Annotated in this window: 20 protein-coding genes and 1 pseudogene; 16 read left to right on the top strand and 5 right to left on the bottom strand. The window is 72.6% G+C overall.

The features are described from left to right. The first annotated feature begins 190 nt into the window (after positions 1-190). Positions 191-2587, top strand: a complete 2397-nt coding sequence (locus AB0E96_RS06815) for a chitinase C-terminal domain-containing protein (protein ID WP_359819497.1) — start codon at positions 191-193, stop codon at positions 2585-2587. A gap of 131 nt (positions 2588-2718) precedes the next feature. On the opposite strand, the gene bcp is transcribed toward AB0E96_RS06815, so the two are convergent. Beyond that, on the bottom strand, positions 2719-3192 hold the full coding sequence (bcp, locus tag AB0E96_RS06810) for a thioredoxin-dependent thiol peroxidase (protein WP_359819446.1): 474 nt from the start codon (positions 3190-3192) through the stop codon (positions 2719-2721). A 165-nt stretch (positions 3193-3357) separates the two neighbouring features. Here bcp and AB0E96_RS06805 point away from each other — a divergent pair, with 165 nt between their 5' ends. The 3 genes from AB0E96_RS06805 (at position 3358) to AB0E96_RS06795 (ending at position 5459) form a co-directional block, all read left to right on the top strand. Next, complete coding sequence (locus tag AB0E96_RS06805) at positions 3358-3699, top strand: DUF3618 domain-containing protein (protein WP_359819444.1); 342 nt, start codon at positions 3358-3360, stop codon at positions 3697-3699. Between the two features lie 182 nt (positions 3700-3881). Continuing rightward, positions 3882-4184 carry a co-chaperone GroES gene (locus AB0E96_RS06800; RefSeq protein ID WP_188306426.1) on the top strand — a complete coding sequence of 101 codons (303 nt, stop codon included), beginning with the start codon at positions 3882-3884 and terminating at the stop codon, positions 4182-4184. Between the two features lie 105 nt (positions 4185-4289). Beyond that, positions 4290-5459: a winged helix DNA-binding domain-containing protein gene (locus AB0E96_RS06795; protein WP_359819442.1), complete on the top strand. Its 1170-nt coding sequence runs from the start codon at positions 4290-4292 to the stop codon at positions 5457-5459. A 21-nt stretch (positions 5460-5480) separates the two neighbouring features. Here the strand turns inward: AB0E96_RS06795 and AB0E96_RS06790 are convergent, their stop codons facing one another. Continuing rightward, positions 5481-7826, bottom strand: a complete 2346-nt coding sequence (locus AB0E96_RS06790) for a transglycosylase domain-containing protein (RefSeq protein ID WP_359819439.1) — start codon at positions 7824-7826, stop codon at positions 5481-5483. 224 nt (positions 7827-8050) lie between these two features. On the opposite strand from AB0E96_RS06790, the gene AB0E96_RS06785 reads away from it, so the two are divergent. The 12 genes from AB0E96_RS06785 (at position 8051) to AB0E96_RS06730 (ending at position 20382) form a co-directional block, all read left to right on the top strand. Beyond that, entirely contained in the window at positions 8051-8848 is a 798-nt protein-coding gene (locus AB0E96_RS06785) for an ABC-2 family transporter protein (protein ID WP_359819437.1), read from the top strand. Further along, entirely contained in the window at positions 8841-9743 is a 903-nt protein-coding gene (locus AB0E96_RS06780) for an ABC-2 family transporter protein (protein ID WP_359819435.1), read from the top strand. The genes AB0E96_RS06785 and AB0E96_RS06780 overlap by 8 nt, the downstream gene beginning before the upstream one ends. A gap of 30 nt (positions 9744-9773) precedes the next feature. Continuing rightward, positions 9774-10736, top strand: a complete 963-nt coding sequence (locus AB0E96_RS06775; protein WP_359819434.1) for an ATP-binding cassette domain-containing protein — start codon at positions 9774-9776, stop codon at positions 10734-10736. Between the two features lie 210 nt (positions 10737-10946). Further along, the gene (locus AB0E96_RS06770; protein WP_359819431.1) at positions 10947-12185 is read left to right on the top strand and encodes a glycosyltransferase family 2 protein; all 1239 of its coding nucleotides are present in this window, start codon (positions 10947-10949) and stop codon (positions 12183-12185) included. 2 nt (positions 12186-12187) lie between these two features. Beyond that, a complete protein-coding gene (locus AB0E96_RS06765; RefSeq protein WP_359819495.1) occupies positions 12188-13483 on the top strand; it encodes a nucleotide sugar dehydrogenase in 1296 nt (431 codons plus the stop codon). Positions 13484-13608: 125 nt separating this feature from the next. Beyond that, the gene (locus AB0E96_RS06760) at positions 13609-14904 is read left to right on the top strand and encodes a DUF445 family protein (protein WP_359819430.1); all 1296 of its coding nucleotides are present in this window, start codon (positions 13609-13611) and stop codon (positions 14902-14904) included. A 114-nt stretch (positions 14905-15018) separates the two neighbouring features. Continuing rightward, positions 15019-16080 (top strand): adenosine deaminase, encoded by a 1062-nt coding sequence (locus tag AB0E96_RS06755; RefSeq protein ID WP_359819493.1) that lies wholly within the window; start codon positions 15019-15021, stop codon positions 16078-16080. Between the two features lie 247 nt (positions 16081-16327). After that, complete coding sequence (locus AB0E96_RS06750; protein WP_359819427.1) at positions 16328-16918, top strand: toxin-antitoxin system HicB family antitoxin; 591 nt, start codon at positions 16328-16330, stop codon at positions 16916-16918. A 116-nt stretch (positions 16919-17034) separates the two neighbouring features. After that, the gene (locus AB0E96_RS06745; protein ID WP_359819425.1) at positions 17035-17874 is read left to right on the top strand and encodes a DUF4097 family beta strand repeat-containing protein; all 840 of its coding nucleotides are present in this window, start codon (positions 17035-17037) and stop codon (positions 17872-17874) included. Then, entirely contained in the window at positions 17874-18878 is a 1005-nt protein-coding gene (locus AB0E96_RS06740) for an ATP-binding cassette domain-containing protein (RefSeq protein WP_359819491.1), read from the top strand. The genes AB0E96_RS06745 and AB0E96_RS06740 overlap by 1 nt, the downstream gene beginning before the upstream one ends. Then, positions 18875-19678 carry an ABC transporter permease gene (locus AB0E96_RS06735; RefSeq protein ID WP_359819422.1) on the top strand — a complete coding sequence of 268 codons (804 nt, stop codon included), beginning with the start codon at positions 18875-18877 and terminating at the stop codon, positions 19676-19678. The genes AB0E96_RS06740 and AB0E96_RS06735 overlap by 4 nt, the downstream gene beginning before the upstream one ends. A gap of 113 nt (positions 19679-19791) precedes the next feature. After that, on the top strand, positions 19792-20382 hold the full coding sequence (locus tag AB0E96_RS06730; RefSeq protein ID WP_359819419.1) for a hypothetical protein: 591 nt from the start codon (positions 19792-19794) through the stop codon (positions 20380-20382). 45 nt (positions 20383-20427) lie between these two features. On the opposite strand, the gene AB0E96_RS06725 is transcribed toward AB0E96_RS06730, so the two are convergent. The 3 genes and pseudogenes from AB0E96_RS06725 to AB0E96_RS06715 all read right to left on the bottom strand — a co-directional run. Continuing rightward, positions 20428-20826, bottom strand: a complete 399-nt coding sequence (locus AB0E96_RS06725; protein WP_359819417.1) for a hypothetical protein — start codon at positions 20824-20826, stop codon at positions 20428-20430. 200 nt (positions 20827-21026) lie between these two features. Next, positions 21027-21260 (bottom strand): DUF2992 family protein, encoded by a 234-nt coding sequence (locus AB0E96_RS06720; RefSeq protein WP_359819415.1) that lies wholly within the window; start codon positions 21258-21260, stop codon positions 21027-21029. 265 nt (positions 21261-21525) lie between these two features. Continuing rightward, positions 21526-21978: pseudogene (locus tag AB0E96_RS06715) on the bottom strand (GNAT family N-acetyltransferase); the annotation flags it as partial. Positions 21979-22696: the final 718 nt, after the last annotated feature.

The raw sequence follows: 22696 nt of genomic DNA, 5'->3' as shown, positions 1-22696 counted from the left end.
GGTACAGACCTATTGACCTATGTGGTTCAGACCACATAGCTTCTGCGCCAATTGCAATCCCCCACGTGCGTGCTCCCCCACAGGCACGTGCCGACACTCTCTCCTGGAGGACCGAGTGTTGATCCGAAACACGGCGGAGCGGCGTCCCACCGCCGCTCACCGCCGGAAGAGCCCGGCGGCCCGGGCCGGTGTGGCGTCGCTCGCGGCGGCGTCGTTGGCCGGGCTGCTGATGGCGACGCTGGGCGCGGCGCCCTCGCAGGCGTCGGCGGCCGTCGACAACTCCGCGTGTCGGCCGGACGGCCTGTACCAGACGCCCGGCGTGGACGTCCCGTACTGCTCGGTCTACGACACCAGCGGGCGCGAGAAGATGGGCGCGGACCACCAGCGCCGCATCATCGGGTACTTCACCGGCTGGCGCACCGGCAAGAACGGCGACGCCCCGTACCTGGTGAGCGACGTCCCCTGGGACAAGGTCACCCACCTCAACTACGCCTTCGGCCACGTCGGCGGCGACAACAAGCTCTCGGTCGGCACCGACGGCCCGACCAACGAGGCCACCGGGATCTCCTTCCCCGGCGTCCCTGGTGCCGAGTTGGACCCGAGCCTGCCGTACAAGGGCCACTTCAACCTGCTGACGAAGTACAAGAAGCAGTACCCGAACGTCAAGACCATGATCTCGGTGGGCGGTTGGACCGAGACGGGCGGCTACTTCGGGGACGACGGCAAGCGCGTCAACACCGGCGGCTTCTACTCGATGACCGTCAACCCGGACGGCAGCGTCAACCAGGCCGGCATCGACACCTTCGCCGCCTCTTCGGTCGACTTCATCCGCAAGTACGGCTTCAACGGCGTCGACGTCGACTACGAGTACCCGACCTCGATGAAGGACGCCGGCAACCCGCTGGACTGGCAGCTCGCCAACGCCAAGCGCGGCTCGCTGGCCAAGGGTTACGCGGCGCTGATGAAGACCCTGCGCGAGAGCCTGGACAAGGCCGGCGCCGCCGACGGCAAGCACTACCTGCTGTCGGTCGCCGCCCCGTCCTCGGGCTACCTGCTGCGCGGCATGGAGACCTTCCAGGTGGCCAAGTACCTGGACTACGTCAACATCATGTCGTACGACCTGCACGGCGCCTGGAACAAGTACGTCGGCCCGAACGCCTCGCTGTTCGACGACGGCAAGGACGGCGAGCTGGCGGCCGCCAACGTCTACGGCACCGCGCAGTACGGCGGCATCGGCTACCTGAACGCCGACTGGTCGTACCACTACTTCCGCGGTTCGATGCCCGGCGGCCGGATCAACGTGGGCCTGCCGTACTACACCCGCGGCTTCAAGAACGTGCAGGGCGGCACCAACGGCCTCTGGGGCACCGCCTCGGCGACGACCTGCCCGGTCGGCTCGGGCCTGACCGCCTGCGGTGACGGCGCGGTCGGCATCGACAACATCTGGAACGACAAGGACGACGCGGGCAAGGAGTCCCCGGCCGGGTCGAACCCGATGTGGCACGCCAAGAACCTGGAGAAGGGCATCCTGCCCGACTACCTGGCCAAGTACGGCGTGTCCGACACCGCGCTGCAGGGCACCTACACCCGCAACTACAGCTCCACCCTGGTGGCGCCGTGGCTGTGGAACGACACCAAGAAGGTGTTCCTCTCCACCGAGGACGAGCAGTCGGTGGGCGCCAAGGCGGACTACATCGTCAACCAGGGCGCCGGCGGCGCGATGATCTGGGAGCTGGCGGGCGACTACAAGTGGGACGCCGCCGCGAACGGCGGCAAGGGCGAGTACGTCCCCGGGTCGACGCTGACCTCGCTGATGTACGACAAGTTCAAGTCGGCGACCCCGTACGGCGCGATCCGCTCGACGACGACGCTGCCGCAGCAGACCCTGCCGATCGACGTGTCGTTCACCAACTTCGCGCTGGGCGACTCGAACTACCCGATCAACCCGAAGCTGCACATCGTCAACAACTCGACGCTGACCCTGCCGGGCGGCACCGAGTTCCAGTTCGACTACGCCAACTCGGCCCCGGGCAACGCCAAGGACCAGTCGGGCTTCGGCCTCCAGGTCATCAAGCAGGACAACCCGGGTTCGGGCAACGTGGGCGGCCTGAAGGGCAACTACAACCGGGTGTCGGTCAAGCTGCCGGGCTGGCAGTCGCTGGCGCCGGGCGCCTCGATCGACATGGACTTCGTCTACTACCTGCCGGTGTCCACGCCGTCGAACTGGACGGTCAACGTGGGCGGCACGCTGTACGGGATCAAGGGCGACCTGACCCGCGGCGCGGTGGACGGCGGCACGCCGACCCCGACCCCGACCCCCACGGGGACGGCCACCCCGACGCCGACCCCCACGGGGACGGCCACGCCGACCCCGACGCCGACCGGCACGGCCACCCCGACCCCGACCTCGACGCCGACCTCGGGCACCTGCGCGGCCGCCCCGAGCTGGGACGCCGGCACCACCTACGCGACCCCCACCAAGGTCTCGTGGAAGGGGCACTACTACCAGAACAAGTGGTGGACCAAGGGCGACGACCCCGCGGCCAGCGGTGCGTGGGGCGTCTGGAACGACCTCGGGGCCTGCTGATCAGGGCGGTCCGCTGAGGTGAGATACGGCGGTGGCGGTGCACCCGGTCGGGGGGTGTGCCGCCACCGCTTCGTCGTGGCCGGGGGCGCGGGCCGGGGCCCGGTGGCCCCGGCCCGCGCCGGGCCGGAGCGTCAGGCCCCGACCTTCAGGTCGCGCAGCAGCTTGGCGACGTGGCCAGTGGCCCGCACGTTGTAGAACGCGTGCTCGACCTTGCCCTGCTCGTCCACGACGATCGTGGAGCGGATCACCCCGAGGTAGGTGCGGCCGTAGTTCTGCTTCTCGCCGAAGGCGCCGTACGCCTCCAGCACCTTCTTCTCGACGTCGGACACCAGGGTGACCTTGAGGTTCTCGGCCTCGCGGAACTTGCCGAGCTTCTCCGGCTTGTCCGGGGAGACGCCGATGACGTCGTAGCCGGCGTCCGCGAGGAGCTCCAGGTTGTCGGTGAAGTCGCAGGCCTGCTTGGTGCAGCCCGGGGTCAGGGCGGCGGGGTAGAAGTAGACGATGACCTTGCGGCCCGCGTGGTCGGCGAGGGACACCTGGTTGCCGTCGGCGTCGGGCAGGCTGAAGGCGGGTGCGGTGTCGCCGGGCTGGAGACGCTCACTCACGGTCGTACTCTCCTGGGGGCTGGGACGGTCGGTCGTACCACGGCAAACTTACCTCCGATGGTGGGTGGGGCCGCGCGACCGCGTGCGGCAGCTGACACACTGGGTCAGTCACACCGATCGCACGGATCGGCGGAACAACATCGGCAAGTGAATGGGGTGGCCCGAGTGGGCGAGGCGAGCACGCAGGACAAGTCGGCGCGGACGACCTCCCAGATCGAGGCGGACATCGAGCGGACGCGTGACCGGCTGGCGTCGACCCTCGACGAGTTGGCCGTCCGCGTCCACCCGAGCACGATCTCGGCCCAGGTCAAGGCCAAGGCGGCGGCCGCCGTCGAGGAGAAGACCGCCCGGGCGTACGTGGCCGCCAGCGGCGCGGTGGAGAAGCTCCGGGCGCAGTTCGTGGACGAGCAGGGGCAGCCGCGCCGCGAGCGGATCGTCCCGGCCGCGCTGGTCGGCGTGGGCCTGGTGCTGCTGGTCGCCTCGGCCCGTAAGCGCCGCAAGGGCTGAGCACCGCGGGACGGAAGGCCGGGCGCCCCGCGCGCCCGGCCTTCCGCATGGCCGGGCCAGCGTCACGCGCCGCGCCCGGGGGAGGTACCTTCGGGACCGTGAGTACGAACCGCGAGAGCCACTCCGACCACCTGCAGGACTCCGTCCGCCACGACCGGCTCGGCGAGAAGCTGCCGATCCGGATGCTGCACGACCGCGTGCTGGTGCGCATCGAGGGCGGTGAGGGGGAGCGCCGTTCGACCGGGGGCATCCTGATCCCGGCGACGGCGGAGCTGTCCAAGCGCTGCACCTGGGCGGAGGCCGTCGCGGTGGGCCAGAGCGTGCGCTCGGTGGAGCCGGGCGACCGGGTGCTGTACGACCCGGAGGACAAGCTGGAGGTCGAGGTCCGCGGCGCCACCTACGTGCTGCTGCGCGAGCGCGACCTGCACGCCGTCGCCGCGTCCCGCTTCGGTGACACGGAGGGCTCGACCGGGCTCTACCTGTGACGGCCTGATCCGCCCGGTACCCGCGGGTGCCCCCGGTCCACGCCGGGGGCACCCGCGGGTGCGTTCCTGCGGCGGCGTGTCGGTGGTGCGGGCTATGGTCCCGGCATGAGTGTGCCGGTGATCGGGGATGCGGAGCGTCGGGCCAGGCTGGGGCGGCGCCAGTCGCTGGCGCCGTCGGCGCGGGCGGCGCGGGTGGAGGACGTGGCCGACGCGGTGGTCGGGCTGCACGCGACGGACGCGGCCACGGTGTACCTGTCGGCCTGCGCGCGGCTGGCGGAGCCCTCGGCGGCCGAGGTGGACCGGGCGCTGTACGAGGACGTCTCGCTGGTGAAGCTGCTGTCGATGCGGCGGACGATCTTCGCGGTGACGGAGGGCTTCGCCCCGTACGTGAGCTCGGCGGCGGCGCGGGCGATCGCGGCGAAGGAGCGGGCCACGCTGCTGAAGCACCTGCGGGACCACGCCGAGGGCTGGGACGAGGCCCGGCTGGCCCGGACGGAGCGCGAGGTGCTGGCCGCGCTGGCCGTGCGCGGCGAGGCGACGACCAAGGAACTGTCCGAGGACGTACCGCAGTTGCGCGAGACGATGCTGATGTCGCCGGGCAAGGCGTACGAGGCGAGACAGAGCGTGGGCAGCCGGCTGCTGCGGCTGCTGGCCTCGGACGGGCACGTGCGCCGCTGCCGTCCGCGCGGCTCGTGGCTGAGCAGCAGCTACCCGTGGGCGCCGGTGCCGCAGTGGCCGGAGGTGCCGGTGCGGGAGGCGAAGGCCGAGGTGGTGCGGCGCTGGCTGGCGGCGTACGGGCCGGCGACGGTCGAGGACGTGAAGTGGTGGACGGGCTGGACGCTGGGGGACGTCCGCCGGGCGCTGGCGGACCTCGGGGCGCGGGACGTGGCGCTGGCCGGCGGAACGCCCGCCCTGGTGCTGCCGGGTGACGAGGCGCCGGCGGCGGAGTCCGAGCCGTGGGCGGCGCTGCTGCCGGCGCTGGACCCGGCGGTGATGGGCTGGCGCGGCCGGGACTGGTACCTGCGGCCGGAGGACGTGCCCGCGCTGTTCGACCGGGCGGGCAATGCCGGGCCGACGCTCTGGTGGTGCGGCGAGGTGGTCGGCGGCTGGGCGCAGCGCGCCGACGGCGAGGTGGTGTGGCGGGTGTTCCGGGACGTCGGGGCGGAGGCGGAGCGGGCCGTGGCGGCGGAGGCGGAGCGGTTGGCGGGCTGGCTGGGGGAGGTGCGGGTGACGCCGCGGTTCCGCACTCCGCTGGAGAAGGAGCTCAGGGGCTAGACGGGCCGACCGCGGGCTCGATCAGGGGGTGGCGGGCGGGGGTGCCGGGCGGCTGGCGGGGCCGCCGGTGGCGCTGGGCAGGGCGGTGGGGCGGGTCGGCTGGACCTGGCTGGGTTTGGGGGTGGGGCTGGGCCGGTCCGGGTCCGTCGTGGGCCGGGGGGCCTGGGGGCTGGGGGTGTTCGGGCCGGGGGCGGGTTGGCCGGTGGTGGCGGGGGCGCTGGGCGGCGTGTGGCCGGTGGGCGGGGCGGGGGCCGGGTCGGTGTCGGTGGGGGCGCCGCCGGGGGCGGGGGCGGTCGGGGCGGTGGTGGCGGTGGGGGTGGCGCCGGTGGGGGTGGTGGGCCAGGGGGTGGTGGCGGGGGTGCCGTGTCCGGTCTGGAGGTCGAAGTCCTGGGTGGGGGTGCCGTCGAGGGCGGCGGAGGTGTAGGCGGTCCAGATCCGGGTGGGGAAGGTGCCGCCGTTGATCCGGGTGAGTCCGGCGGTGCCGGCCAGTGGTTCCTTGGCGTGGGTCTTCGGGTTCTCCCTGAACAGGCCGACGGTGGTGGCGAGTTCGGGGGTGTAGCCGGCGAACCAGGCGGAGAGGTTGGAGTCGGTGGTGCCGGTCTTGCCGGCGGCGGGGCGGCCGAGGTCGAGGGCGGCGGAGCCGGTGCCGCGGGGGCTGATGACGTCGCGCAGCACGTCGGTGACGGAGTCGGCGATCTCCCGGTCGAGTGCCTCGGTGGGGTTGTGTTCGGGCATCTTGGGGATGTCGACGGCGCCGCCGGAGTTGGCGCGTTCGAGTTTGAGGACGGACCACGGGGCGTGTGCCTGGCCGTGGTCGGCGAGGGTGGCGTAGGCGCCGGCCAGGTCGAGGGCGCTGGGGGTGGCGGTGCCGAGGGTCATCGAGGTGTTGGCCGGGTCCATGCCGCGGACGCTGTCGGGGATGCCGAGTCTGATGGCGGTCTCGCGGACGCGGGCGAGTCCGGCGTCCACGCCCTCTTGGGCGTACACGGAGTTGACGGACTTCACCATGGCCTGGCGCAGGGTGATGGTGCCGTAGTCGATGTCGTCCTCGTTGGGCGGGGCGTAGGGGGTGGGGCCGCCGGTGACGGGGCGTTCGCTGGTGCCGTCGTAGCGGGACTCGGTGGTGATCGGGTGGCCGTCGGGGGTGTGTTGGGCGACGAGGCCGGCGGCGAGGTCGATCGGTTTGAAGGTGGAGCCGATCTGGTTGTCCTGGCGCAGTGCGTCGTTGTAGGGCTGCTTGGCGTAGTCGGGGCCGCCGTAGACGGCGACGACGCGGCCGGTGGCGGGTTCGACGGAGGCGCCGGCGACCCGGACGTCGGTGTCGGTGGCGGGGCGGGCCTGGGGGTCGAGTTCGCCGGTGAGCTGGTCCTGGACGGCTTTGGCGAAGGCGTCCTGCCGGGGTTTGTCGAAGGTGGTGGTGATGCGCCAGCCGCCGGCCTTGAGGGTGGCGGCGTCGAGGGTGCCGGAGGAGACGAGGTAGTCGTCGGCGACGCCGACCAGGTAGCCGGCCTGTCCGGCGAGGCCGGTGGCGGGCTGGGGGTCGATCGGGTCGGGGAAGGTGGTGGCGGCGCGGTCGGCGGGGGTGAGGAAGCCGAGTTGGACCATGCCGTCGAGGGCGTAGTTCCAGCGGGCGACGGCCTTCTCGCGGTTGGCGGGGGTGGCGGTCTTGACGTCGTAGAGGCTGGGGGCCTGGAGGAGGGAGGCGAGGTAGGCGCCCTGGCCGAGGGTGAGTGCGGAGGCGTCGACGCCGTAGTAGGCGTGGGCGGCGCTCTGGATGCCGTAGGCGCCGCGGCCGAAGTAGCTGCTGTTGAGGTAGCCGGCGAGGATCTCGCGCTTGTCGCGCTGCTGGTCGACCTTGAGGGCGATGAGCAGTTCGCGGCCCTTGCGTTCGATCGTGCGGTCCTGGGTGAGGTAGTAGTTCTTGACGTACTGCTGGGTGATGGTGGAGCCGCCCTGCATGCCCTTGCCGAGCAGGGTGTTCCAGCCGGCGCGGAGCATGCCCTTCAGGTCGATGCCGCGGTTCTGGTAGAAGGTGCGGTCCTCGGCGGAGACGACGGCCTGCTGGGTCTGGAGCGGGATCTGGTCGATGGGGACGTCGGTGCGGTTGACGGCGCCGGTGCGGGCGATCTCGGTGGTGCCGTCGGCGTAGAGGTAGATGTTGTTCTGGGCGACGGCGTGGGCGTTGGGGTCGGGCACCGGGACGATGACGTAGAGCACGGCGAAGCCGCCGACGGCGAGCAGGAACAGCGTGGTGAGGGTGCCGAGGGTGACCCGCCAGGTGGGCAGGAGCCGGCGCCGGAGCGGGAGGGCGCGGCGGGCCTCGCGGCGGGCGGCCCGTTTGGCCTGCCGGCGGGTGCTCAAGGTCATGCCGAGATTATCTGCTATTTGACGCTGGATCAGGCGCGGAAAACCGGGTGCGGGTGATGGTGCCCGGAGGTACGGTGAAAGGTGAAAACCGCATAGCGCACTCGCTTTCGCAGCTCCGCTCGACCGGCCCGGTACCCCCGGGTGCGGCCGGTCGGAGCCGCTGGGGCGTGCGCGTGTGTCGAGGCGCGCCCCTCTCTGCTCATATTTGTCGACAAGGAGACAATATGCTCTACGCCGCCGTTGCCCGCGGCGCCTTCCGCCGCTACTCCACCTACCGGGCCGCCACCGTGGCCGGCGCCTTCACCAACACCGTCTTCGGCATGATCCTGGCCTCCTCCTTCCTCGCCCTCTGGCAGGCCCGCCCCGGCCTCGGCGGCTACGACCAGGCCCAGGCCGTCACCTACATCTGGGTCAGCCAGAGCCTGCTGGTCACCGTCGCGGTGTGGGGCGGCGGCTTCCAGGACGACCTCCAGGAGCGCTTCCGCAGCGGCGACATCGCCGTGGACCTCTACCGCCCGGTCGACTTCCAGACCTGGTGGCTGGCCTCCGACCTCGGCCGGGCCGGCTTCCAGGCGCTGGTGCGCGGCACCGTACCGATGCTGATCGGCGGGCTGGTGTTCCGCATCCGGCTCCCCGAACACCCGCTGACCTGGGCGTTCTTCCTGGTCTCGGTGCTGCTGGCGCTGGTCGTTAGCTTCGGGCTGCGCTTCCTGGTCTCGCTCACCGGCTTCTGGCTGCACGACTCGGAGGGAGTGCGCTCGGTGATGCTGGTGGTCTCGATGTTCTTCTCCGGGATGCTGCTGCCGGTCGCGCTGTTCCCCGGTTGGCTCGGCGACCTCGGCCGGGTGCTGCCCTGGTCGGCACTGGTGAACGTGCCCACCGACGTCTTCCTGGAGCGCACCGGCGGCACCGCGCTGCTCGGGGCGCTCGGCTTCCAGCTCGGCTGGGCGGCGGCGCTGCTCGCCGCCGGCCGCGCCGCCCAGTGGCTGGCGACCCGCCGGGTGGTGGTCCAGGGTGGCTGAGCGACTCGCCCGGGAGCCGCGCACGCGGCGACCCTCCGTCCGGGAGCCCTTCGCGCGGGAGCCCCTCGTCCGGGAGTCCTTCGGGCCCCGCGCCGCCTGGGCGCTGCGCTCCTGGTGGCTCTGCGCCCGGATGTGGATGCGCTCGATGATGGCCTACCGGGCCTCCTTCGTGCTGAACCTGGTGGCCGCGGTGGTCATCCACTCCCTCGACTTCGTCGTCCTGGTGATCATGTTCCTGCACACCGACCGGCTCGGCGGCTGGAACCTGCCGGAGATCGCCTTCCTGTACGGCACCGCCACCTTCTCGCTCGGCGTCGCCAACGCGCTGGTCGGCTCAGCCGACGGGCTCGGCGCGCGGATCCGCAGCGGCTCCCTGGACACCATGCTGGTCCGGCCCGCGCCCGCGCTCTCCCAGCTGTGCGCGGAACGCTTCAGCCTGCGCCGGCTCGGCCGGCCGTTCCAGGCCGCGGTGGTGCTGGGCTGGTCGCTGACGGCCCTGGACGTGCACTGGACCTGGGACCGGGTGCTGCTGGTGCCCGTCCTGCTGGTCTGCGGCACCGTCATCTTCGGCGCGATCTTCGTCGGCGGCGCCACCGTCCAGTTCTGGTGGGGCGAGTCCAAGGAGATCCAGAACTCCTTCACCTACGGCGGCGCGACCCTGCTGCACTACCCGCCGACGATCTTCGCCAAGGAGCTGGTCGCCGGGGTGGTCTTCGGCGTCCCGCTGGCCTTCGTCAACTGGCTGCCCGCGCTGCGCATCCTCGACCGGCCCGACCCGCTCGGCCTGCCCGAGGCCTTCCGGTTCGCCTCCCCGGTCGCCGCCGCGCTCTGCGTCCTCGCCGCCGGGCTCGCCTGGCGGGCCGGGCTGCGCGCCTACCGCGGCACCGGCAGCTGAACCCCCGACCCCTCCCGAGGAGCACTCCCCATGGCACTGATCGAACTCCACGACGTCCACCGCGACTTCACCGTGCGCACCCGCACCGGCTGGTTCAGCCGGGCCAAGCGCCGGGTCCGCGCGGTGGACGGGCTCAGCTTCACCGTCGAGGCCGGCGAGTGCGTCGGCTACATCGGGCCCAACGGGGCCGGGAAGTCCACCACGATCAAGATGCTCACCGGCATCCTGGTGCCCAGCTCCGGGCGGCTGAGGGTGGCCGGGGTCGATCCGGCCCGAGAACGCGTGGCGCTGGCCCGGCGGATCGGCGTCGTCTTCGGCCAGCGCACCACCCTCTGGTGGGACCTGCCGCTGCGCGACTCCTTCGAGCTCGCCCGCCGGATCTACCGCATCCCCGACGCCCGCTACCGCGCGAACCTCGGCCGCTGCGTCGAACTGCTGGACCTCAGCGGCCTGTTGGACACCCCGGTGCGCCAGCTCTCGCTCGGCCAGCGGATGCGCGGCGACCTCGCGGCGGCGCTGCTGCACGACCCCCAGGTGCTCTACCTGGACGAGCCGACCATCGGCCTGGACGTGGTCAGCAAGGGCCGGGTCCGCGAGTTCCTGCGCGAGGTCAATCGGGACGGGGGCACCACCGTGCTGCTCACCACCCACGACCTGACCGACATCGAGCAGCTCTGCGACCGGGTGATGGTGATCGACCACGGCCGGGTGGTGTACGACGGCGGGCTGGAGGGCCTGCACACCGCCGGCCGCAGCGAGCGGACGCTGGTGGTGGACCTCGCGCAGGAGCTCGCCCACCCGGTCGAGGTGCCCGGGGCCCGGGTGACGAGGGTCGAGGGGCCGCGCCAGTGGCTGGCCTTCCCGGCCGAGGAGAGCGCCGCGCCGATCGTGGCGGCGGTCGCCGCCCGCTACCCGCTGGTGGACCTGTCGGTGCGCGAGCCGGCGATCGAGGACGTGATCGCCCGGATGTACGCGGAGGTGGCGATCGGCTGACGGGACGGCCCTGGCGGTCCCGGGGCGGCCCCGGAGCGGGTCGGACGTGCGGTGGCCGGGCGGACCGGCCCGGCCGCCGCACATCCGTTCGGCGGTCGACGGCACGTTCCGGTCCCCGTAGTCGGTGCGGGTGATCATCGTGACCCCGGGCCCCGGGCGCGAGTTGACCGGGTATCACCCGCAGAGCCGGAACCGGAGGCCCGCCGCCAGATGGCCGTACCCGACGTGACCGTGGTGGTCGCGGTCTACAACACCATGCCGTACCTCACCGCCTGCCTGGACTCGCTGGTCGGGCAGTCCCTGGCGCCGGGGCGGCTGGAGGTGGTGGCCGTGGACGACGGCTCCACGGACGGCGGCGGGGAGCTGCTGGACGAGTACGCCGCCCGCCACCCCGGGCTGTTCACGGTGGTGCACCAGCCCAACTCGGGCGGCCCGGCGGGGCCGACCAACCGTGGCCTGGAGCTGGCCCGCGGCCGCTACGTGCTGTTCCTCGGTGCGGACGACTGGCTCGGCGCGGAGGCGCTGGAGCGGCTGGTCGAGGCCGCCGACGCCTGGGGCTCGGACGTGGTGGTGCCCAAGCAGGTCGGGGTGAACGGGCGGCTGGTGCCGCAGGGGATCTTCCACGCCGACGCCGAGTCGGTGGGCTTCGCCGACTCCGCGCTGGCCTGGGCGCTGGCCGATACCAAGCTGTTCCGGCGGGACCTCGTCCGGCGCCACGGGCTGCGCCGCGACGAGGGGCTGAAGGTCTTCTCGGACCAGCCGTTCACCCTGGCGGCGTGCCTGCGGGCGGCCAGGGTCTCCGTCCTCGCCTCCTACGACTGCTACTTCCTGGTGCTGCGCGAGGACCGGGGCAACGTCACCGAGCGGGCCGGGGTGCTCGACCGGCTGCGCGGGATCGCCGCGCTCCAGCAGGTGGCCGTCGAACTGGCCGCGCCCGGTGAGGAGTTGGACGCCATCCGGGCCCGCAGCTTCACCTGGGACGTGCCGCGGCTGCTGCAGGACGGCTTCCTGCTGCTGGCGGAGGACGTGCAGGAGCGGGTGTGCGTCGAAGTCGCCCGGATGGTCGAGCGGTTCGGCGCCCGCGAGGTGTACGGCCGGCTGCCCGTCGCCGCCCGGGTGCGGCTCGAACTCGCCTGCGCGGTAGCGCCGGAGGCGCTGCGCGACCAGATCCGCTACGAGGCGGCGCACGGCGATCCACCCGTACTGGTGGACGCGGGGCGGCGGTACGCGCACTACCCGGCGTTCCGGGACGCCCGGCTGGGACTGCCGGACGAGCTGTTCCTGCTGCCCGAGGAGGAGGCCGGCGGCGCCGCCGCGGAGTCCCCCGGGCCGCTCAACCCCGCGCAGCGGCTGTGGCGCGGGCTCGTCCCGCAGCAGCTGCGGCGCGGACTGCGGCGCAACGCGGCGTGGCGGCGGCTGGCCGACTCGGTGAACGGAGGACGGGGATGAGCCTGGACGTCTGCGTGGTCGGGCTGGGCAAGCTGGGCCTGCCGCTGGCGGTGCAGTTCGCGCAGAAGGGCCACCGGGTGACCGGCGCCGACATCGCGCCCGGTGTGGTGGACAGCGTCAACCGTGGCGTGCCGCCGTTCCCCCGGGAGGCGGGGCTGGACCAGGCGCTCAAGCGGGTCGTCACCGAGGGCCGGCTGCGGGCCACCACCGACACCACGGCCGCGGTGGCCCGGGCCGAGGCCGTCGTCCTGGTCGTCCCGCTGGTCACCGCCGCCGACGGCAGCCCGGACTTCGCCCTGCTCGACGCGGCCACCGACGCCGTCGCGGCCGGGCTGCGCCGGGGCACCCTGGTCAGCTACGAGACCACCCTGCCGGTCGGCACCACCCGGGAGCGCTGGGCGCCCCGGCTGGCGTCCCGGTCGGGGCTCGCGGCCGGGACGGACTTCGCGCTGGTGTTCAGCCCGGAGCGGGTGCGCACCGGCCGGGTCTTCGCCGACCTGCGGCGCTACCCCAAGCTGGTCGGCGGCCTGGACGCGTCCTCGACGCGGCGCGGCGCCGAGTTCTACCGGGAGGTGCTGGACTTCGACCCGCGCCCGGACCTGCCCCGGCCCAACGGCGTCTGGGAGCTGGCCTCGGTGGAGGCGGCCGAGTTCAGCAAGCTCGCCGAGACCACGTACCGGGACGTCAACATCGCGCTGGCCAACCAGTTCGCCCGGTACGCGGACGAGGTGGGGGTGGACTTCGCGGAGATCGCCGACGCCTGCAACTCGCAGCCGTACAGCCACCTGCACCGGCCGGGCATCGCGGTCGGCGGGCACTGCATCCCGGTGTACCCGCGGCTGTACCTGTGGAACGACCCGGGCGCGACGGTGGTCCGGGCGGCGCGCGAGGCCAACCTGGCGGTGCCGGGGTACGCGGTGGGCGTGCTGGCGGGCGCGGTGCCCGGCGGGATCGCCGGGCAGGGCGTGCTGGTGCTCGGCGCCTCGTACCGGGGCGGGGTCAAGGAGACGGCGTACTCCGGGGTGTTCCCGCTGGTGGAGGCGGTGCGTTCGGCGGGTGCGCGGCCGTACGTCAGCGACCCGCTCTACGAGGCGGAGGAGCTGGCGGCGCTCGGTCTGCCGCCGTACGGCGGGGAGCCGGTGGTGGCGGCGGTGCTGCAGGCGGACCACCCGGAGTACCGGGACCTGACGCCGGTGGACCTGCCGGGGGTGCGGGTGCTGCTGGACGGGCGGCGGTGCACGGACCCGAAGCGCTGGGCGGGCGCGGAGGTGCGGCGGATGGTGCTGGGCGGGGAGTGAAGAGGCCTCCCGCGCGCTCCGGGTGGGGGCGCGCGGCCTGTCATGCCCAGCTCGCGATGTCCGGCCGGAGCGCGTGATCGCGGGGCACGCCCCCGTTCGCGCCGGTCAGCGGGCAGACTGGCGGGGTGAGTGACGATGCCTTCAGCGGGAAGGGCCCCGGGGTCCGGTTCACCGCGGCCGACGAGCAGAAGAGACGCGGCGTCCGCCGGATGAAGACCATCGCGACCGGCCTGCTGGCCTTCGCGACCCTGGTCTTCGCCCTGGCCACCTGGGCCAAGGCGGCCGGCGCCGGCCCGTGGGCCGGGTACGTGGCGGCCGCCGCCGAGGCGGGCATGGTCGGTGCGCTGGCCGACTGGTTCGCGGTGACCGCGCTGTTCCGCCGGCCGTTCGGCCTGCCGATCCCGCACACCGCGATCATCCCGACCAAGAAGGACGCCTTCGGCCGGTCGCTCGGCGACTTCGTCGGCGAGAACTTCCTCTCCGGCCACGTGGTCCGCGGCCGCCTGGCGGCGCTCGGCATCGGCCGGCGGCTGGGGGAGTGGCTGGCCGCGCCGGGCAGCGCCGAACGGGTCACCAAGGAGGCCTCGGCGGCGCTGCGCGGGCTGCTCGCGGTGCTCCGCGACGACGACGTGCGGGAGGTGGTCGCCGAGGCCGTGACCAGGCGGGCCGCCGCCACCTCGGTGGCCGAGCCGATGGGCCGGATGCTCGGCAAGGTGGTCGCGGACGGCGGCCACCACGGGGTGGTGGACCTGGTCGCCGTCCGGGCGCACGGCTGGCTGACCGCCAACCACGAGGACGTGGTGCGGAAGGTCACCCAGAAGACCCCGGGCTGGACGCCCCGGTTCATCGACCACCAGGTCGGCGAGCGGGTCTACAAGGAGCTGATGCGCTTCGTCACCGATATCCGGGACGACCCGAACCACCCGGCCCGCGGCGCGATCGACAACTTCCTCGCCGACTTCGCGACCGAGCTGCAGACCGACCCGGAGACCATCGCCAGGGTCGAGCGGGCCAAGGCCGAACTGCTCGCCCGCCCCGAGGTCCAGGACCTGATCAACTCCACCTGGGCGGCCGTGCGCACCCTGGTGATGGGCGCGGCCGAGGACGAGGACAGCGAACTGCGCCGGCGCATCCGCGACGGCGTGCGCCGCTTCGGCGAGCGCCTGGCCACCGACCCCAAGCTCCAGGCCAAGGCGGACGGCTGGCTCCAGGACGCCGCCCAGTACCTGGTCGACACCTACCGCGCCGAGATCACCTCGCTGATCTCCGAGACGGTGGCGAGCTGGGACGCCGACGACGCCTCCCGCAAGATCGAGGCCAACGTCGGCCGCGACCTCCAGTTCATCCGGATCAACGGCACCGTGGTCGGCGCCCTGGCCGGACTACTGATCCACACCGTGGCGGTCGCGCTCGGCGGGTGATCGGGCCACCACGCACCCGACTTGGGCCTATCCTGGGCCGAACTCCGCGATACGCGCGTAGAAGCACGGAGAAGGAAGAAGGGAACCACCGTGGTCCAGCCGGACGGAAGTCGGATCGGCCCCAGTGTCACTCGGATCGCAACCCCGGACCGGAGCATCGAGGCGTTCATCGCCGGGATGCCCAAGGCGGAACTGCACGTCCACCACGTCGGATCGGCCTCGCCGCGCGTCGTCGCGGAGCTGGCCGCCCGGCACGCCGGGAACTCCAAGGTGCCGGTCGACCCGGCGGCGCTCGCCGAGTACTTCACCTTCACCGACTTCGCGCACTTCATCGAGGTCTACCTGAGCGTGGTGGACCTCGTCCGGGACGCCGAGGACGTGCGCGCGCTCACCTACGGCGTGGCCGAGGACATGGCCCGGCAGAACATCCGGTACGCCGAGCTGACCATCACCCCGTACTCCTCGGTCCGGAGGGGCATCCCCGAGGTCGCCTTCATGGAGGCGATCGAGGACGCCCGGCTGCGCGCCGAGAAGGAACTCGGCGTGGTGCTGCGCTGGTGCTTCGACATCCCGGGCGAGGCCGGGCTGGAGTCGGCCGAGGTGACCGCCCGGCTGGCCACCGAGCTGGCCCCCGAGGGCCTGGTCAGCTTCGGCCTGGGCGGCCCGGAGATCGGCGTGCCGCGCCCGCAGTTCAAGCCGTACTTCGACCGGGCCCGGGCGGCCGGCCTGCACAGCGTCCCGCACGCGGGCGAGACCACTGGGCCGGAGACGGTCTGGGACGCGATCCGGGTGCTCGGCGCCGAGCGCATCGGGCACGGCACCCAGGCGGTGAAGGACCCGGCACTGATCGACCACCTCGGCGAACACCGGATCCCGTTGGAGGTCTGCCCGACCTCCAACATCGCCACCCGGGCCGTGGAGCGGATCGAGGACCACCCGATCAAGCGGATGGTGGACGCCGGGCTGCTGGTGACGGTCAACTCCGACGACCCGCCGATGTTCGGCACCGACCTCAACACCGAGTACGCGGTGGCGGCGCGGCTGCTGGACCTGGACGAGGCCGGGGTGGCCGGGCTGGCCCGCAACGCGGTCGAGGCCTCCTTCCTGGACCGGGCGGGCAAGGACCGGCTGGCGGGGGAGATCGACGCCCACCTGGCGGCCTGGCGGCAGGCGTAGCCGGCCGGGGGCCACGGGACGGACCACCCGGGGGACCAGCCAGGGATCGCCCGGGAGCACGCCTCCGGACCGCCCCGTCGACCTCGGTCGGCGGGGCGGTTCTGCTTGTCCGTGCGGCTCCGTGCCGGGTGTTGCCGGTTGGTGCCGGCTGGTGCCGGGTGGCGCCGGTCCCTCGTTCGGGTGATGGCGCCAGAATGGCGCCACAAATGCCTCGACATGGCGCCATCGTTGTGCCAAGCTGTCGGCCATGGACCTGACGCCGTACGTGGAAAACCTCCGGAACGAGCTCGCGGTGGCCGCCGCCGCCGGCGGGGACGAGGCCCGCGCGCTGGCCGAGCGGCTGACGCTTCCGCTGGAGTCGGCCGTGCGGCTCACCCTGCTCAACGCGCTCTCGGCCGCCATGGGCGAGGTCACCCGTGACCTCGCCCCCGGCTCGGTGGACGTGCGCCTGCGCGGACTCGACCCGGAGTTCGTGGTGACGGCGCCGCCCGGGTCGGGTGCCTTCCACGGCGATCTGCCGCCGGTGGTGCCACCATCGGCACCACCGGCGCCACAGCTGGCACCACTGGCGCCAATGGTGCCGCCGGCGGTCCCGTCGGGGGCGGCGGAGTCGGACGAGACGGGCACCGCCCGGATCAACTTCCGCCTGCCCGCTCACCTCAAGGCACGGGCGGAGGAGGCCGCCGCCGAGGCCGGACTCTCGCTCAACGCCTGGCTGGTCCGGGCCCTGGCCGGCGCGCTGGAGGGCGGCGAGCCGGCCCGCCGGCCGGCCCCCGAGCCGGGTGGCCGGGTCGCCCGCAGCATCGGCAGCCAGGGCTTCACCGGCTGGGTCCACTAGCGCCTTCGCGGTATCCGAAACACCCGTACGACCTCCCGCACCACCTTCTGCACCTTCGACGTCACCCCCGCTCCGACCAGCGGGAACACCACACGAGTCAAGAGGACGGGACAGCCATGCCCACGTACGAGACCGACGGACCGATCTCCGCCATCCTCGAGTTCGACATCGGCTCGGTCTGGATCAAGGCGAGCAAGCGCACCGACGCCGTGGTCGAGGTCCGGCCGGCCAACCCGGCCAAGGAGGCGGACGTCAAGGCCGCCGAGCAGACCCAGGTCGACTTCTCCGGTGGCCGGCTCGGGGTCAAGGCGCCCAAGCAGCGCAGCGTCTTCTCCGCCAAGAAGGGCGCGGTCGAGGTCCTGGTCGAGCTGCCGATCGGCTCCGAGGTCCACAGCGAGTCCCCGATGGCCGAGTTCGTCACCGAGGGGCCGCTCGGCGCCTGCCGGCTGAAGACCTCGCTCGGCCGGATCCAGGTGGAGCAGGCCGACAGCGCCCGGCTGGACACCGGCTTCGGGGACATCCGGCTCGGGGGCACCGCCTGGGACGCCGAGGTGTCCGGCACCGGCCGGATCGAGATCGGCTCCGTCGGGGGCCGGCTGACGGTCAAGAACAGCAACGGCGACATCGAGATCGACGAGGTGCGCGGCGAGCTCCAGGCCAACGCCTCCAGCGGCCGGATCCAGGTCGGCCGGGCCGAGGGGAACGTGGAGGCCACCTCGGCGCACGGCCACGTCCGGATCGGCCGGGTGGTCCGCGGGCAGGTCACCCTCCAGACCAGCGTGGGGGACGTCGAGGTCGGCATCGCGGAGGGCACCGCGGCCTGGCTCGACGTGCACAGCAGGGTCGGCGGCGTCCGCAACGACCTCGGCCCCACCCAGGGCCCCGGGGACGCGGTGGAGACGGTGGAGGTCCGCGGCCGCACCAATGTCGGCAACGTCATCGTCCGGCGGGCGTGATGACGACGGACGGGCGGATCCCGGCATCCTCGGCCTCCTCGGTTTCGTCGGCCCGCGGGCGCCCGGCGAGCCCGGCGGCCTCGTCGATCTCGGCGACCGCGCTCACCAAGTCCTACGGGGACAAGGCGGTGCTCGAGGGCATCGACCTGGAGATCCCGGCGGGCAGCGTGTTCGCCCTGCTCGGGCCCAACGGGGCGGGCAAGACCACCACGGTGCAGATCCTCTCCACCCTGATCCCCGCCGACGGCGGCTCGGCCCGGGTGGCCGGGCACGACGTGGAGCGCGAGGCCGACGCGGTGCGGAAGGCGATCGGCGTGACGGGCCAGTTCTCGGCGGTGGACAACCTGCTCACCGCCGAGGAGAACCTGATGCTGATGGCCGACCTCAACCACCTCCGCCGTCGGGAGGGGCGGAGGCGGGCGGAGGAACTGCTGCGGCGCTTCGATCTCACCGAGGCCTCCCGCAAGGCCGTCATCACCTTCTCCGGAGGCATGCGGCGCAAGCTCGACCTCGCGATGACCCTGGTCGGGGAACCACAGGTGATCTTCCTGGACGAGCCGACCACCGGGCTGGACCCACGGAGCCGGCGGACCATGTGGGAGATCATCCGGAGCCTGGTCGCCGACCACGGGGTGACGATCTTCCTCACCACCCAGTACCTGGAGGAGGCCGACCAGCTCGCCGACCGGATAGCCGTCCTGGACGGCGGCCGGATCGTCGCCGAGGGCACGGCCGAGGAGCTGAAGCGGTACGCCCCCGGCGGGCGGATCCGGCTCCGGTTCGCGGACGCCGGCCGACTGGCCGCCGCCGCCGCGCTGTTCGAGTACGCCACCGTCGACGCCGAGGCGCTGTGGCTGGAGATCCCGGGGGACAACTCCGTCGTCACCGTGAGGGCCGTGCTGGACGCGCTCGACAACGCCTCCGTGCAGGCCGAGTCGCTGGTCGTCGAGACGGCCGGCCTGGACGACGCGTTCCTCCAACTGACCGGGGAAGGGGCACGATGAGCACGGCCACGGCCACGGCCTCGAGTACGGCCACGAGCACGGTCGGCCACGCGCTCGGCGACTCGCTGACCATGCTGCGGCGCAACCTCAAGCACGCGCTGCGGTACCCGTCCCTGACCTTCGCGGTCGTGGTGACGCCGGTCATGATGCTGCTGCTCTTCAACTACGCCTACGGCAGCACGCTGGGCGCGGGCATCGGCGGCGGCCACTACATCGACTACGTCGCGCCCGGCATCGTGCTGATGGCGGCCACCTCCGGGTCGCTGGTCACCGCGATCGGCATCTGCACCGACATGACCGAGGGCATCGTCAACCGCTTCCGCACGATGGCCATATCGCGCTCCGCCTTCCTGGCGGGGCACGTGGTCGGCAGCGTCGTCCAGACCATGATCGGGCTGGTGCTGGTGATCGGCGCGGCCCTCGCGATGGGGTTCCGGCCGAACGCCGGTCCGGTGGAGTGGCTGGCCGCGACGGGCCTGCTGCTCTTCCTCACCATCGCCCTGACCTGGATATCGGCCGGCATCGGCCTGGTGGCCAAGACGGTCGAGAGCGCCAGCAACATGCCGATGCCGCTGCAGTTCCTGCCGTTCGTCGGCAGCGCCATCGTGCCGACCGACTCCATGCCGACGGCCCTGCGCTGGTTCGCCGAGTACCAGCCCTTCACCCCCATGATCGAGACCCTGCGCGGCCTGCTGATGGGCACCGAGATCGGTACCAGTGCCTGGAGCGCCCTGGCCTGGTGCACCGCGCTGACGCTGATCGGCTACTTCTGGTCGCGGAGCGTGTTCCACCGGCGGTGACAGGGGAGCGGCCGGTGGTGCGCCGGGGGCCCGGACGACGGAGCACCCGTCGTCCGGGCCGTCCGGCACCCCCGTAGTAATGTCCCGGCAAAGGACGACTCCGGGGGGAGCAAATGACGGTAACGCGCCGCAGACGGATCGTGTGGTGGCTCCGGGGCGCGGCGCTGGCGTCCTTCCTGGTGTACCTGCCGGGCTACTTCTCCTCCCGCCAGGGCGGGTTGGTCGAGGTCGAGCGCTGGCTGAACCACCCGGTGCCGCTGCTCGGGACGGCGGTCGCGCTGGCCGTGGCCTCGGCCGTGGCCCAGGTCGAGTTCCGCACCAGGTGGGCGCACATCGGCTGCGCGGCCGTCGTCTCCCCGCTCCTCGTGATCGGGGCCGCGGTCGGAGCCTTGGCGTACTTCTTCGGCGGCGAGGGCCGGCTGGTCGACAGAACGCCCGACCCGAGCCGCTCCGACCACGTACTGAGCGTCACCGACATCGCCTTCTCGATCGATCCGGTCTATCGGGTGGAGCTGGTGACCGGCAGCGGCTGGTCGGCCCGCCACTGGGGCCTCGGGACCTGGGAGGAGGAGGACGGTTTCGTCAGGGCCGAATGGTCCGGCCCGGGGCGGATCACGGTGACCTCGGAGAAGGAGATCCAGGTCTTCACCGTGGACGAGGACGGGACGCTGAGCAGCCCCGAGGTGACCTCCCGGGCCCGGTGATACCCCAAGGCCCGGTGACGCCCCGGCCGCCTCGGTGGGCGGGTGTCACCAGCGGTCGATGCCCATGGTCCCGGCCGCGCTGTGGATGGCGTTGTAGTGCGGGATCGACATGTCGGACTTCTTCTGGCTCGCCGGCAGGTTCCGGTCGGCGGCGCGGAACTCGTCGCGGGCCTCCGCCAGCAGGCTGGTGCCGTGGGAGACCGGGACGTCCTTGGTGCCGTGCGCCGGGTGGGACTTGGCGGCGGTCTTGCTGCCGGCGTTGATCAGGGTGCTGCGGGCCTGGTTGTAGTCGGCGACCTTGATCGTCTTCGGGTTGCGGAGCTCCGCCTGTACCCCGGCCGTCGACTGCGCCTGCTCGGCGGCCACGGCGGCGGGGGTGGCTGCGGCGGTGAGCGCGCCCGTCACGATGACGGAGGCGAGGGCGTTCCGAAGGGTCCTGTGCATGAGGGTGTCCTTCCGAGAAGAAAAGTGTCAAGGATTCGCCCCGAAACGGTCGGCGAAACAGTAGGGGTGCGAACGTCTCCGCCCTACCCCGGCCGCTGGTGGCGGAAAACCGGCTTCCGCTCCGGGAGTTCGGAGAGGATGAGATCAAGCCTTTTCCTGATTTTGCTTCAATAGCATTGAACTGGCCGCGGCATGGGGGCTCAGCGGCCCCGGTGCCGCTGCCCCGCCCGCCGCCCGTCGGCCGCCACCTCCGGCGCCGCGAGCGCGGCGTCCAGCAGCCGGCCGAAGTCCCCGCGGACGAATTCCAGCAGCTCCGCGTTGCCCGGTTCGGCCCCGAAGGCATGGCGTGCCGCACGGACCCCTCGCGGGCCCGCGATCTCCAGCACCCCGACCCGGAACGGGCCTTCGAAGAACACGGTGAACGTGTTCGGCATGGTGCGTTTCCTCCCATGGGTGTCGTGCCGCTTCCCGCGCACGCGGCCGCGCGCCGGGAGGGAACGCGCCGGACACCCAGGGAGGGAGGTTATTGACCGCCGGCCACCGCCGACGGCGCCCGGACTACCGACCGGGAGCCGTGGTCTCGCGCGCTCCGCGACGGATCGCACGGGCACCAGCGGGCCGGATTCACATGGCTTTCCGGAGGCCGTCGGAACTCGGGGGCCTCGACCCGGTCGGCGACTGCCCGGGCGCGGTCCGCTGGAGCTCGCGCGTCATGAAGACGCTGTTCGGGTCCGGCCGGTAGTCCCCGAAGGGCTCGCAGGGGGTGAACCCGAACTTCTCGTACAGCTTCCGGGCGGGCAGGAAGAACTCTGCCGAGCCGGTCTCCAGGCTCAGCCGGGTGAAACCCATGCGTGCGGCCTCGGCGAGGATGTGCTCCAGCAGCGAGGAGGCGACGCCGCTGCGCTTGCGCAGGGGTGCCGTGCGCATCGACTTCAGCTCGGCGTGGCCCGCGTCCAGTCGTTTGACCGCACCGCAGCCCACCAGCACGCCACCGTCCCGCACCGACCAGAAGGTGATCCCGGGCCGACGGAGGGCGTCGAGGTCGAGGGCGTGGGTGCTCTCGGGAGGGGAGGTGGCCCGCATCTGCTGGACGTGCTCGTCGAGGAACCGGGCGATCTCGGGGCCGGAGAGGTCGTCCGTCGAGATCTTCACCGGTGCTCCTGTTCCTGGGGCGGCAAACGCGGAAGGGTCCGGCACCTTGGTGGGTGCCGGACCCTTCCGACTGTAGAGCGCCAGGCCCGGGTCGCACGGACTCTTCCTACTGAAAGTAGGACGTGCTCTGGTAGCACCGCTGACGCCTGACGAGGGCTCATGTCCCTCGCGACACCAAGGATATTAGCAGCTCAGCTGCCGTGTGCCGAATCGAGCTCCCCACGGGGACGGCCCCGTTCGGGGTGGCGATGGGCGAGGCTCCGGTGTGACGGTCACGTACTCCGTGACCGCGACCGGCGGGGGTGACGGCCGGCTGCACGACGCGGTCGCCACCTCCGACGACAAGCGCGGCACCTGCGACACCGGGAAGGGTCGCGAGACCGGCCACACGGGTCCGGCCGGAAGCACCCCGGCACCGACCCCGGCGCCGACCCCGGCGCCGTCGTCCACCGGTGCCACCGTGGTCACCACGGCCGCGATCAGAGTGGCGCCCTGCTCGTCCTGGGCGGTCTGGCCTTCGTTCTCAGCCGCCGCCGCCACGGCTGACCGGTTCTTCGCCCGGAGTGGGAAGTCGGCGGGTCCGACTTCCCGCTCCGGGGCTCCGTCCACAGGCTGTGGGAAACGCGGAAGGGTCCGGCACCTTGGTGGGTGCCGGACCCTTCCGACTGTGGAGCGCCAGGCCCGGGTCGCACGGACTCTTCCTACTGAAAGTAGGACG

The sequence above is a fragment of the Kitasatospora sp. NPDC036755 genome, from assembly GCF_040636595.1.
In the GTDB taxonomy this organism is placed as follows: Bacteria; Actinomycetota; Actinomycetes; order Streptomycetales; family Streptomycetaceae; genus Kitasatospora.
The sequence above is the reverse complement of the archived record's forward strand: the minus strand, read 5'-3'. Positions and strand labels throughout refer to the sequence as shown.